The following is an 11,666-nucleotide window of genomic DNA, read 5'->3' on the forward strand; positions in this document are numbered from 1 at the left end:
TGGGACACGCGACACCTGAAAGTGGGATTCGCGGCCGTTGGTGGGCGACGTGGCGGCGAAAGTGTGGTTCACTTGAGGAGGTCGCAAGTTTTGTGTTCGTGTCATCCACGCTCGCGAAACATTGTTTGAGCGTGTGATTCCTCAGGGTCAGCGTTTGGACCGGCCCCAGCGGGTGCGTTCGCCCCGTTGGTAGCTGTATGAGGAGTACAAAGATGGCGCAGGGCACCGTGAAGTGGTTCAACTCGGAGAAGGGCTTCGGCTTCATCTCCCCCGAGGATGGCGGCGCGGACGTGTTCGTCCACTACTCGGAGATCCAGAGCGGCGGCTACCGCAGCCTGGAGGAGAACCAGCGGGTGAGCTTCGATGTCGGCCAGGGCGCCAAGGGCCCCCAGGCGACGAACGTGACGGTCATCTGACCCAGCGTTGCTCGTGAAGAGCCCCGTTCCCCTCGTGGGAGCGGGGCTCTTCCGCATGTCGCGGCTAACGTTGCCGGTCATGGACCTCGCAGCCGCCAAGTACCTGTTGTTGACCACCTTCCGCAAGGACGGCACCGCCGTGCCGACACCCGTCTGGGTGGCCGGCGCCGAGGGCACGCTGTACGCGTGGTCGGCCGCCGACGCGGGGAAGGTCAAGCGCATCCGCCGCAGCGGCGACGTGCGCGTGGGACCGTGCGACTTCCGGGGCCAACCCACCGGCGAGCAGATCCCGGCCACCGCGCGGCTGCTCGACGGGCGCGGCAGCGACCGGGTGCGGTCCCTCATCGCGAAGAAGTACGGCGTGATGGGCAGGCTCACCCTGCTCGGCAGCCGGATCCGCCGCGGGCGCGACGGCACGATCGGCATCGAGATCACGCCCGCCTAGCGTCAACCCGGAGTTGACCCGTCGCGTTGCGTCAACCTACAGTTGACGGGTGGTAGCTCCCCCGGTCCAGCTCACGGACCTGATCGTCACCGTCGCGGCGGAACACACCGACGTGCTGGGCAGGCTGGCCGCCGCCGTGCAGCTGAGCGGCCAGCTCGACGAGTTGGGCGATCACCTCATCGGGCACTTCGTGGACGAGGCGCGGCGCGCGGGCGCGAGCTGGGCCGAGATCGGCGAGAGCCTCGGCGTCACCAAGCAGGCCGCGCAGAAGCGGTTCGTGCCCAAGGTGTCGCCGGACCTGAAGCCGAGCTTCGACCGCTACACCGACCGGGCCCGGCGGGTCGTCGTGCTGGCCCGCCACCACGCCCGGTTCAGCGAGCACATCGGCACCGAGCACCTCCTGCTCGGCCTGCTCGACGAGTCCGGCGGCCTGGCCGCCAAGACCATCGCCAAGCTGGAGGCGTCGGAGGGCACCACGCGGATGGCGGTGCTCAGCGAGCTCGACGGCACGGTCCGGCAGCGGCCCGACCCGCAGCCGTTCACCGCGCACTGCAAGAAGGCGCTGGAACTGGCCGTGCGGGCGTCGCTGCGCCAGGGCCACGCGTTCGTCGGCACCGAGCACCTGCTGCTCGGCCTGCTCGCCGAGAAGGAAGGCGCCGCGGCCAAGGCCCTCGAACGCACGGGCGTCACCGAGGCAGCCGCGGAGGCCTACATCGTCCGCGAGATCGAGGACGCGATCAGCCGCGGACCGCGGCCAGCGCCTCCGGGAGCGTGAACGCGCCCGCGTAGAGCGCCTTGCCCACGATCGCGCCCTCGACACCGTCTCGGGACAACGCCGCCAGCGCGACCAGGTCGTCCACACTGGACACGCCACCCGAGGCGATGACCGGCGCGTCGGTGCGCGCGCACACCTCGCGCAGCAGGTCCACGTTCGGGCCCTGGAGCGTGCCGTCCTTGCCGACGTCGGTGACCACGTAGCGGGCGCAGCCGTCGCGGTCCAGCCGCTCCAGCACCTCCCACAGGTCGCCGCCGTCCTTCGTCCACCCGCGCGCGGCCACCCGGTGGCCCTGCTCGGTGATCCGCACGTCGAGGCCGACCGCGATCTTGTCGCCGTGCTCGGCGACGACCTTCGCGCACCACACCGGGTCCTCCAGCGCGGCCGTGCCCAGGTTCACCCGCGCGCAGCCGGTCGCGAGCGCGGCGGCCAGCGACGCGTCGTCGCGGATGCCGCCGGACAGCTCGACCCGGACGTCCAGCTCGCCGACCACGCGGGCCAGCAGCTCGCGGTTGCTGCCGCGGCCGAACGCGGCGTCGAGGTCGACCAGGTGCACCCACTCGGCGCCGTCGCGCTGCCAGGCGAGCGCGGCGTCCAGCGGGTCGCCGTAGTTGGTCTCGGTGCCGGCCTCGCCCTGCACGAGCCGAACGGCCAGGCCATCGGCCACGTCAACAGCCGGGAGCAGCGTGAAAGTCACGCGTTCAGCCTAGTTGAAGCTCTTGAGCCAGTTCTCCAGCAGGTGCGCGCCCGCGTCGCCGGACTTCTCCGGGTGGAACTGGGTCGCCCACAGCGGACCGTTCTCCACCGCCGCGACGAACTCGTCGCCGCCGTGCTCGGCCCACGTCACCAGCGGCGCGCGGAGCGCGTCGGACTCCGGCAGCTCCCACTTGCGCACGCCGTAGGAGTGCACGAAGTAGTACCGGGTGTCCGGGTCGAGGCCGGCGAACAGCCTGGTGTCCTCGGAGGTGCGGACGGTGTTCCAGCCCATGTGGGGCACGACCGGGGCCTCCAGCCGCTCCACCGTGCCCGGCCACTCGCCGCAGCCCTCGGTGAGCACGCCGTGCTCGATGCCCCGTTCGAAGAGGATCTGCATGCCGACGCAGATGCCGAGCACCGGACGTCCGCCGGCGAGCCGTTGGCCGATGAGGCGGCCGCCCTTGATCGCGTCCAGCCCGGCCATGCACGCGGCGAACGCGCCGACACCGGGCACCACCAGGCCGTCCGCGTCGAGCGCGGCCCGGTGGTCGGACGACACCTCCACGTCGGCGCCGACGCGCTGGAGGGCGCGCTCGGCGGAGCGGATGTTGCCGAATCCGTAGTCCAGCACAACGACCTTGGGCACCCATCCAGCGTAGTCGCCACGCCGCACGCCAGGAGCGTGCGGTCCGCCACGACCCCTCAGGCCAACCCGCCCTGCGTCACCGGGACCACCGGCAGGACCGTGTTGATCGGCAGGCCGGCGCGGTTCGGCAGGGCGGTCACCCAGGTGTCGGCGCGGCCCTCGTCCACCAGCGCGCGCACCTCGGCGACGTCGGCGGGCAGGTCGGCGGGCCGCGGTCGGGCGTCGAGCCGCCACCAGCGCAGCAGGCCGACCAGCCGGCGCGCCGAGCCCGTGGAGCCTGCCCGCTCGCCGTCGGTCCACACCTCGGCGGTGGGAGACCAGCGCAGCAGCAACGCCGCCGCGCCGGTCTCCCGCACCTGCTCGGCCAGCCGGAACGCCGCCGGGAACCCGATCTGCCTGCGCGGCAGCAGCACCGTCCCGGACGCGACCGGGACGAGTGCCGCGGGCCCCGCGGCGGCGCGGTGCAGGTTCAGCTGCAGCTCCGCGGTCGGCGCGGGTGTCCAGATCAGGGTTCTCGGCACGCTCACAGGCAGAGATCATGCCGCAGCGGCCGGGTGCCCGAACATCCGACGCACAGCCGCGGCGACGCCGAGCACGTCGAGGTCGTGCGCCGAATCGTGGTCCTCGGCCGTGCCGTAGGCCCGCAGCTCGGAGTCTCGCCGCACGCCGAGCGACCGCAGCCGGTGCGGCACGTCCGCCAGCGCCTCGGCCGCCAGGTGCGCCGACGTGCCCTCCAGGTACGGCTCGACCAGCAGCACGTCCGCCCGGTCGGCGCGGCGCACCGCCGCTTGCAGCCCGGCCGCGTCGAACGGCCGCACGGTGGTCGCGTAGAGCACCGTCACGTCCGCGTCCCGGGTGGCCTCCAGCACGGTGTCGAGCATCGGCCCGACCGCCACCACCACGCCCTGCCCGCCGCGCCGCACCTCGGTGAACCCCTCGACCACCGGGTGCGGAGAGGTGTTCTGCCGCAGGGAGAGCCGGATGTAGACCCGGTCGTCACGCGCCAGCGCGTCCCGCACGATCGGCCCGACCTCCTCCGGGTGGCCCGGCACGCGCACCGTCCACCCGGGCAGCGTGCCGAACAGCGCCACGTCACCGGGCGCCTGGTGCGTGCGGCCCCACACCGGGTCGTCGTAGGAGCCGCCGATGCTGACCAGCACCCCGCCCAGGTCCTGGTGGCCGAAGTCCAGCTTGATCTGCTCGAACGGCCGCTCGACCAGGAACGGCGCGTAGGTGTGCACGACCGGCCGCAGCCCGCTCAACGCCAGCCCCGCGCCCACGCCGACCATCGCCTGCTCGCGGATGCCGACGTTGACCACCCGCTCGTGCGGCGCGAACGCGTCCCGCGAGATCTCCGCCAGCACGACGGCGACCCGCGGGTCGTGCCGCATCACGTCCTCGACGGTGTCCACGAACACCTGGCGCATCGACGTCATCCCCGCTCCCCCTTGCCGATCTCCGCCACCACGACCAACGGACGGCCGGGGTGGTCCTGCGTGAACGCCTCGTGGAGCGCGCCGTGGTCACGTCCGTCCACTGTGGACGCCTGCCAGCCCTCGACCTCGAACCTCTTAGCCACCCCGCCGGGCCAGCCGTGCGTGCCGGAAGCGTTGTCCACCACGACGGTGACGAGCCGGTCCAGGCCGAGCCGACCGGCCAGCGCGATGGCCTCGTGGTTGCTGCCCTCGTCCAGCTCCGCGTCCCCGACCAGCACGAACGTCCGCGCGGTCCGCCCCTGCACGCGCAGGCCGAGCGCGGTGCCGACGGCGATCGGCAGGCCGTGCCCGAGCGAGCCGCTGCTGATCTCGACGCCGTTGACCAGCACGCGGTCCGGGTGCTGGCCCAACGGCGAGTCCCACGCGGTCCAACTGTCCAGGGTGGACGGATCGAGGAAGCCCTTCGCGGCCAGCACGGCGTAGTACGCCATCGGACCGTGCCCCTTGGACAGCAGGAACCGGTCGCGGTCCGGGTCGTCCACCCGGTCCGGCGCGACGTCCAGCACCCTGTCGTAGAGCACCCACAGCACGTCCAGCGTGGACGCCGCCGCCCACTCGTGCTTCTCGTCCCCTGTCATCCGCCGGAACAACGCGGGGATGTCCGCGAAGCCCGACTTGTCCTTGACTGCCATGAACCCACGAAACAACTTCGACTTAGGTCGAGGTCAAGACATAGGATGGGCACGTGAGCAAGTTGCCGGAGATGTTGACCATCGGCCAAGTGGCCGAACGCAGCGGGGTGCCACACACCGCGCTGAGGTTCTACGAGGAAAGAGGGTTGATCACCTCCGAGCGCACGGCGGGCAACCAGCGCCGGTACCCGAGGCACGTGCTGCGGCGGCTGGCGTTCATCCGCACCGCCCAGCGGGTCGGACTGTCGCTGGAGGACGTGCACGACGCGCTGGCGACCCTGCCGGACAACCGCACGCCGACCAAGACCGACTGGAGCAGGCTGTCGGCGAGCTGGCAGGTGGAGCTGGACGCCCGGATCGACGCGTTGCGGCGGCTGCGCGACCGGCTGACGTCGTGCATCGGGTGCGGGTGCCTGTCGCTGCGCAGCTGCACCCTGCACAACCTCGACGACGAGCAGGCCGCCGACGGGCCCGGCGCGCCCAAGCTCAAGCCCGCCCTGGAAGGCGGCACGTGAAATCCGGTTGTGCCGCGTGCTGCACTGGAGGTCGTGCAAGAGAAGAAGCAGATGGTCCGCTTGTCGAAGCGGATGGCGAAGACCCTGCGCCACGACCCGCAACGGCTGGGGCTGACCCTGGACCCGGCGGGATGGGTGGACCTGGAGGAGTTCGTGCGCGCCCTGGGTGTGACCGAGGCGCAGGTGCTGGAGGTCGTGGCGGACAACGACAAGCAGCGGTTCGCGATCGAGGACGGGCGCATCCGGGCCAACCAGGGCCACACCGTGGAGGTGTCGTTGGACCTGCCCGTGGCCGAGCCGCCCGCCGAGCTGTACCACGGGACGGTCGGCCGGTTCCTGCCCGACATCTTCCGCGACGGGCTGCGGCCGATGGCGCGGCACGACGTGCACCTGTCCGCGACCGTGGAGACGGCCGTCCGGGTCGGGTCGCGCCGGGGCAAGCCGGTGGTGCTGGTGGTCGACGCCGCGGCCATGGCCGCCGACGGCCACGAGTTCCGCGTGAGCGCCAACGGCGTGTGGCTGACGGCCGCCGTGCCGCCTAACTACCTGCGAGAACACGTCTCGTGAGCCAGTCGAGGCCCGCGACCACCTCGTCCGGGCCGAGGCCGCGCACCTGTCTTTGGTACTGGTAGACCTCGGGGGCGAGCGGCGCCATCAAGGCGTCCACCACGGCCGCGGGCGCGCCGTCCACCAGCGAGGCGACGTGCCGCCGCCAGAAGCCGTAGGCGCCCGCCCGGAACCGCGCCCGGCCCGTCTCGGCGCCGAGCACCAGGTGCAGGTGCCGTTCCAGCAGGCCGACCATGGTCCGGTAGAACGCGGCCAGCCGTTCGTCGGGCGACGCGCCCGGGCCCAGCGGCGGCGGGCCGGTGAGGATGCGGTCCTGGATGTCGGACTCGTGCTCGTCCAGCAGCGCCTGCGCGATCGACGTCGTGTCCGGATAACGCCGGTAGAGCGTCGCCCGGCCCACGCCGGCGGCACGCGCGATGTCCTCCATCGTCACGCCGACCGCCCCGCCCGCGGCGGCGAACACCTCCTCCGCGGCGGCGAGCACGCGGGCCCTGTTGCGGGCGGCATCGGCCCGCTCCCGAGTGCGACCGGTGGTGGTGGCGGCCTCGGCCGGTGACGACATGTGACCAACCATACGCAGACAGCCAAACCGCCCGCGCCCAACCGCCCCGAACGTCGAACTCGCGGGACCTGAGCGTTCGACACGCGGGACCTGAGCGTTCGACACGCGGGACGCGAACGTTCGACACGCGCGTGTGTCCTACGTTCGGAACGCGCGTGTCCTACGTTCGGAATGGCCGAGTTGAACGCTCGGTGCAGGTCAGAGGAGCCAGGCGAGGGCGGCGCCCACGGCGACGACGGTCAGGACCAGCAGCACGACCGCCAGGCCCCGGGCCGTCTTCCACGTGCTGTAGACGCCGCCACCGAGGAACCCGGCCAGCGCGATCAGGCCGATGACCACGTACTCCTTCGGCATCTACAGGACACCCTTGGTCGACGGCACGCCGCCCACCCGCGGATCCGGCTCGACGGCCGCGCGCAGCGCCCGCGCGATCGCCTTGAACTGCGCCTCGGCGATGTGGTGCGGGTCACGCCCGTACTCCACCCGCACGTGCAGCGCGATCCCCGCGTGGAACGCCAGCGAGTCGAAGACGTGCCGGTTCAGCACGAACGGGTAGTTGCCGCCGATCGTGAAGGTGTTGAACTGCTCCGGCTCGCCCACGTGCACGCAGTACGGCCGCCCGGACACGTCCACCGCCGCGTGCGCCAGCGTCTCGTCCATCGGGATCCACGCGTCGCCGAACCGGCGGATGCCCGCCTTGTCGCCCAACGCCTCCCGCAACGCCTGCCCGAGCACGATCGCCACGTCCTCCACGGTGTGGTGCGCGTCGATCTCCACGTCCCCGGTCGCCCGGACGACCAGGTCCAACGACCCGTGCACGCCCAGCGCGGTGAGCATGTGGTCGTAGAACGGCACTCCCGTGCCGATCTCGACCTGCCCGGTGCCGTCGAGGTCAACCTCGACGTACACCGACGATTCCCTGGTGGTCCGCTCCACCTTGCCGACCCGGCTCACCGGTCAACCTCCTTGCTCGCCGCGAGGAACGCGTCGTTCTCCTCCGGGGTGCCGACCGTCACCCGCAGGTGTCCGGCGATGCCGACGTCCCTGATCAGCACACCGCGTTCCAGGTACGACCGCCACGTGGCGTGCGCGTCCTCGAACCACCCGAACAGCACGAAGTTCGCGTCGCTCGGCACCACCGAGAAGCCCAGACCGGCCAACGAGTCCGCCACCCGGTCCCGTTCGGCCGCCAACCGGGCCACCGACCCGAGCGTCTCCGACGCGTGCCGCAACGACGCCCGCGCCGCCGCCTGCGTCAACGCCGACAGGTGGTAGGGCAGCCGCACGAGCTGCAACGCGTCCACCACGGCGGGCGCGGCGGCGAGGTAGCCCAACCGGCCACCGGCGAACGCGAACGCCTTGCTCATGGTCCGGCTGACGATCAGCTTCGCCGGGTAGTCGTCCAGCAGCACGACCGCGCTCTGCCGCGACGAGAACTCCGCGTACGCCTCGTCCACCACGACCATCCCGGGCGACGCCTCGATCAGCACCCGCAGGTCGTCCACCGGCAGGCTCTGCCCGGTCGGGTTGTTGGGGCTGGTCACGAACACCACGTCCGGCGCGCGTTCGGCGACGATCACGGCCGCGCGCTCCACGTCCAGCGAGAAGTCCGCGCGGCGGGGCGTCGGCGCCCACTCCGTGCGGGTGCCCGCCGCGATGATCGGGTGCATCGAGTACGACGGCTCGAAGCCCAGCGCCGACCGGCCCGGCCCGCCGAACGCCTGCAGGATCTGCTGGAGCACCTCGTTCGACCCGTTCGCCGCCCACAGGTTCGCCGAGGTCAGCGGCACGCCCGTGGACGACGCCAGGTAGGCGGCCAGGTCCTCGCGCAACGCCACCGCGTCCCGGTCCGGGTAGCGGTGCAGCTCGCCGGCGACGGCGGCCACCTCCCGCACCACGTCCTCCACCAGGGCGGGCGTGGGCGGGTACGGGTTCTCGTTCGTGTTCAACCGGACGGGCACGTCCAGCTGCGGCGCGCCGTACGGCGTGCGTCCGCGCAGGTCCTCCCGCAGGGGCAGGTCCGTGATCTCGACCTTCGCTCCGATGGGCCTCATCCGCGGAACCTCGCCATCACGGCCTGGCCGTGCGCGGGCAGGTCCTCGGCGTTCGCCAGCGCCACGACGTGCGGCGCGACGTCGCGCAGGGCGTCCTCGCTGTAGTCGATCACGTGGATGCCGCGCAGGAACGTCTGCACCGACAGCCCCGACGAGTGCCGCGCGCACCCGCCGGTGGGCAGCACGTGGTTGGAGCCCGCGCAGTAGTCGCCCAGCGACACCGGCGAGTGCGCGCCCACGAAGATCGCCCCGGCCGCGCGCACGCGTGCGGCGACCTCGCGGGCGTCGGCCGTCTGGATCTCCAGGTGCTCGGCGGCGTAGGTGTCGACCACCCGCAGGCCCTCGTCGAGCGTGGACACCAGCACGGTGCCGGACTGCTTGCCCCGCAACGCCGTCCGCACGCGCTCGTGGTGCTTGGTCGCGCCGGTCTGGCGGTCCAGCTCCTCGTCCACCGCGTCCGCCAGCTCCGGCGACGTGGTCACCAGCACGCTCGCGGCCAGCGGGTCGTGCTCGGCCTGGCTGATCAGGTCGGCGGCCACGTGCACCGGGTCGGCCGTGGCGTCGGCCAGGATCGCGATCTCGGTCGGCCCGGCCTCGGAGTCGATCCCGATCAGGCCGCGCAGCAGCCGCTTGGCCGCAGTCAGGTAGATGTTGCCGGGACCCGTCACCAGGTCCACCGGCTCCAGCGCGCCGCCGTCGGTGTCCGTGCCGCCGTGCGCGAGCAGCGCGACCGCGAGCGCGCCGCCCACGGCCCACACCTCGGTCACGCCGAGCAGCGCGGCGGCGGCCAGGACCGCCGGGTGCGGCAGGCCGCCGAACTCCACCTGCGGCGGCGAGCACACCACCAGCGACTCGACGCCCGCGATCTGCGCCGGCACCACGTTCATGACCACGCTGGACGGGTAGACGGCCAGGCCGCCGGGCACGTACAGGCCGACCCGGGACACCGGCGCCCAGCGCTCGGTCACCGTGCCGCCGGGCACGACCTGGGTGGTCGTGTCGACCCGGCGCTGGTCGGCGTGCACCTTGCGGGCCCGCGCGGTGGACTCCTCCAGCGCCGCCCGCACGGCCGGGTCGAGCTCGGACAGCGCGCGCTCCAGCTCGGACGCGGGCACGCGGATCGACGACGGACGCACCTTGTCGAACTTCTCGCCGTGCTCCAGCACGGCCTCGACGCCCCGTTCGCGCACGTCGTCCACGAGCGGCCGGACCTGATGCAGCACCGCGTCCACGTCGACCTCGGCGCGCGGCAGCGCGGCGCGCAGTTCGGCGGCTGACGGGACACGACCTCGCAGGTCGATGCGGCTGAGCATGCCCACAAGGGTAAGGCGTCGCCAATTCCGTCAACTGTCAGCCCGGGTCCCGAGTGGTGAACCCGACAAACGGGGGCTACCTCGATCCGTGATCGACGGGCCACGCTGCGTGTGCACCTCTTGCGGGTGTTCCCCATCTCCGTCGCAACCCCTGCTGATGATGGAGGCTTGATGTTCACCAAGCGGCGCGGCCTCGTGGCCGCCGCGCTGGTCGCGAGCGTGGCCCTGGTGCTCCCCGCGCACCCCGGCTCGGCGCAACCGGCGACCGCCCAAACCCCCGATCGGACCGTGTTCGAGGTCACCGCGACCTCACCCGAGGCGAGGACGAAGGTCGCCCGGACCGGGGTCGACGTCCTCGGCCAGAACGGCGACACGCTCACCGTGATCGCCGAACCCCGCCAGCAGTGGCTGCTGCGCGCCACCGGTCTGCCGATGAGGAACGCCGGTGACGCGGACGCCCAGCTCGCGGGCCTGGGCAAGGCGGACTTCGCCGACCCCCAGCTCGGCGCGCAGGACTTCCCGTCCGGCTACACCGGCTACCACAACTACGCCGAGATGGTCGCCGAGCTGAACCAGACCGTCAGCGACCACCCGAACCTCGTCACGCTGCGCAGCATCGGCAAGTCGTACCAGAACCGCGACCTGTGGATGATCAAGATCAGCGACAACCCGGCGTCCGACGAGTCCGAGCCCGAGGTGCTGTTCACCTGCAACCAGCACGCGCGGGAGCACCTGACCGTGGAGATGTGCCTGCACATCATCAAGCGGTACACGGACAACTACGCGTCCAACGCGGCCATCAAGGGCGCGGTCGACAGCCGGGAGATCTGGGTCATCCCCAGCGTCAACCCGGACGGCGCCGAGTACGACATCGCGACCGGCTCGTTCCGGGCGTGGCGCAAGAACCGGCAGCCGAACTCCACCGCGACCGGCACGGACCCGAACCGCAACTGGGGCCACCAGTGGGGCTGCTGCGGCGGTTCCAGCGGCAGCGGGTCGAGCGACACCTACCGCGGCCCGTCGGCGTTCTCCGCGCCGGAGGTCGCGCGGGTCCGCGACTTCGTGAACGGCCGCGTGGTGGGCGGTGTGCAGCAGATCAAGTCGCACATCGACTGGCACACGTTCTCGGAGCTGATCCTGTGGCCGTACGGCTACACCTACAACGACACCGCCGCGGGCCTGGACGCCACCCAGGCCAACGTCTTCCAGACCATGGGCAGGCGGATGGCGTCGTTGAACGGCTACACGCCGCAGCAGGCCAGCGACCTCTACATCACCGACGGCAGCGTCGACGACTGGATGTGGGCCGCCCACAAGATCTGGAGCTACACGTTCGAGATGTACCCCAGGTCGGCGAGCGGCACCAGCGGCTTCTACCCGCGCGACACGCTGATCGCCGCGCAGACCTCGCGCAACGACACGGCGGTGCAGTTGTTCCTCGACTACTCCGACTGCGTCCCGCGCATCACCGGACGCACCTGCTGACGGCCTCCACGGCCTGATCGACCAGGCGCGGGCTCGCCGAGGTGGGGTGACACCCTCACCACCT

The 11,666-nt window shown here is 71.9% G+C and carries 16 protein-coding genes; 6 read left to right on the plus strand and 10 right to left on the minus strand.

What is annotated here, in order from left to right; translation table 11 throughout:
• Positions 1–212 precede the first annotated feature (212 nt).
• From LNK82_RS12700 to LNK82_RS12710, 3 genes are all read left to right on the plus strand, one after another.
• On the plus strand, positions 213–416 hold the full coding sequence (locus LNK82_RS12700; protein WP_033437808.1) for a cold-shock protein: 204 nt from the start codon (positions 213–215) through the stop codon (positions 414–416).
• Between the two features lie 79 nt (positions 417–495).
• Positions 496–861, plus strand: coding sequence for a PPOX class F420-dependent oxidoreductase (locus LNK82_RS12705; protein ID WP_230567151.1), 366 nt, complete (start codon positions 496–498; stop codon positions 859–861).
• Between the two features lie 49 nt (positions 862–910).
• A complete protein-coding gene (locus tag LNK82_RS12710) occupies positions 911–1,636 on the plus strand; it encodes a Clp protease N-terminal domain-containing protein (protein ID WP_230567152.1) in 726 nt (241 codons plus the stop codon).
• Here the strand turns inward: LNK82_RS12710 and priA are convergent.
• The 5 genes from priA to LNK82_RS12735 are packed head-to-tail and all read right to left on the minus strand — an operon-like array spanning position 1,599 to position 5,106.
• Positions 1,599–2,333: a bifunctional 1-(5-phosphoribosyl)-5-((5-phosphoribosylamino)methylideneamino)imidazole-4-carboxamide isomerase/phosphoribosylanthranilate isomerase PriA gene (gene priA, locus LNK82_RS12715; RefSeq protein ID WP_230567153.1), complete on the minus strand. Its 735-nt coding sequence runs from the start codon at positions 2,331–2,333 to the stop codon at positions 1,599–1,601. The genes LNK82_RS12710 and priA overlap by 38 nt on opposite strands.
• Before the next feature lie 9 nt (positions 2,334–2,342).
• Entirely contained in the window at positions 2,343–2,978 is a 636-nt protein-coding gene (gene hisH, locus LNK82_RS12720; RefSeq protein ID WP_230567154.1) for an imidazole glycerol phosphate synthase subunit HisH, read from the minus strand.
• A gap of 56 nt (positions 2,979–3,034) precedes the next feature.
• Positions 3,035–3,505 (minus strand): hypothetical protein, encoded by a 471-nt coding sequence (locus LNK82_RS12725; protein WP_230567155.1) that lies wholly within the window; start codon positions 3,503–3,505, stop codon positions 3,035–3,037.
• A 9-nt stretch (positions 3,506–3,514) separates the two neighbouring features.
• A complete protein-coding gene (locus LNK82_RS12730) occupies positions 3,515–4,414 on the minus strand; it encodes a transketolase family protein (RefSeq protein WP_230567156.1) in 900 nt (299 codons plus the stop codon).
• A complete protein-coding gene (locus LNK82_RS12735; RefSeq protein ID WP_230567157.1) occupies positions 4,411–5,106 on the minus strand; it encodes a thiamine pyrophosphate-binding protein in 696 nt (231 codons plus the stop codon). The genes LNK82_RS12730 and LNK82_RS12735 overlap by 4 nt, the downstream gene beginning before the upstream one ends.
• 71 nt (positions 5,107–5,177) lie before the next feature.
• Between LNK82_RS12735 and soxR the strand changes: the two genes are divergently transcribed.
• Together soxR and LNK82_RS12745 are read left to right on the plus strand one after the other, a co-directional pair.
• Entirely contained in the window at positions 5,178–5,621 is a 444-nt protein-coding gene (soxR, locus tag LNK82_RS12740; RefSeq protein ID WP_268996310.1) for a redox-sensitive transcriptional activator SoxR, read from the plus strand.
• Positions 5,622–5,672: 51 nt separating this feature from the next.
• Positions 5,673–6,188 (plus strand): RNA 2'-phosphotransferase, encoded by a 516-nt coding sequence (locus LNK82_RS12745; protein ID WP_230567179.1) that lies wholly within the window; start codon positions 5,673–5,675, stop codon positions 6,186–6,188.
• On the opposite strand, the gene LNK82_RS12750 is transcribed toward LNK82_RS12745, so the two are convergent.
• The 5 genes from LNK82_RS12750 to hisD form a co-directional block, all read right to left on the minus strand.
• Positions 6,160–6,750, minus strand: coding sequence for a TetR/AcrR family transcriptional regulator (locus LNK82_RS12750; RefSeq protein WP_230567159.1), 591 nt, complete (start codon positions 6,748–6,750; stop codon positions 6,160–6,162). The two genes, LNK82_RS12745 and LNK82_RS12750, sit on opposite strands and share 29 nt — an antisense overlap.
• Positions 6,751–6,948: 198 nt before the next feature.
• Complete coding sequence (locus LNK82_RS12755; protein WP_181319930.1) at positions 6,949–7,104, minus strand: CG2302 family histidine operon protein; 156 nt, start codon at positions 7,102–7,104, stop codon at positions 6,949–6,951.
• Positions 7,105–7,704, minus strand: coding sequence for an imidazoleglycerol-phosphate dehydratase HisB (gene hisB / locus LNK82_RS12760; protein WP_230567160.1), 600 nt, complete (start codon positions 7,702–7,704; stop codon positions 7,105–7,107).
• Positions 7,701–8,804, minus strand: a complete 1,104-nt coding sequence (locus LNK82_RS12765) for a histidinol-phosphate transaminase (protein ID WP_230567161.1) — start codon at positions 8,802–8,804, stop codon at positions 7,701–7,703. The genes hisB and LNK82_RS12765 overlap by 4 nt, the downstream gene beginning before the upstream one ends.
• Positions 8,801–10,117, minus strand: a complete 1,317-nt coding sequence (gene hisD / locus LNK82_RS12770) for a histidinol dehydrogenase (protein ID WP_230567162.1) — start codon at positions 10,115–10,117, stop codon at positions 8,801–8,803. Before hisD ends, LNK82_RS12765 begins: the two co-directional genes overlap by 4 nt.
• Before the next feature lie 171 nt (positions 10,118–10,288).
• Between hisD and LNK82_RS12775 the strand changes: the two genes are divergently transcribed.
• Positions 10,289–11,602 (plus strand): M14 family metallopeptidase, encoded by a 1,314-nt coding sequence (locus LNK82_RS12775; RefSeq protein WP_230567163.1) that lies wholly within the window; start codon positions 10,289–10,291, stop codon positions 11,600–11,602.
• Positions 11,603–11,666: the final 64 nt, after the last annotated feature.

It is taken from the genome of Saccharothrix luteola (assembly GCF_020859565.1).
Classification (GTDB): domain Bacteria; phylum Actinomycetota; class Actinomycetes; order Mycobacteriales; family Pseudonocardiaceae; genus Actinosynnema; species Actinosynnema luteola.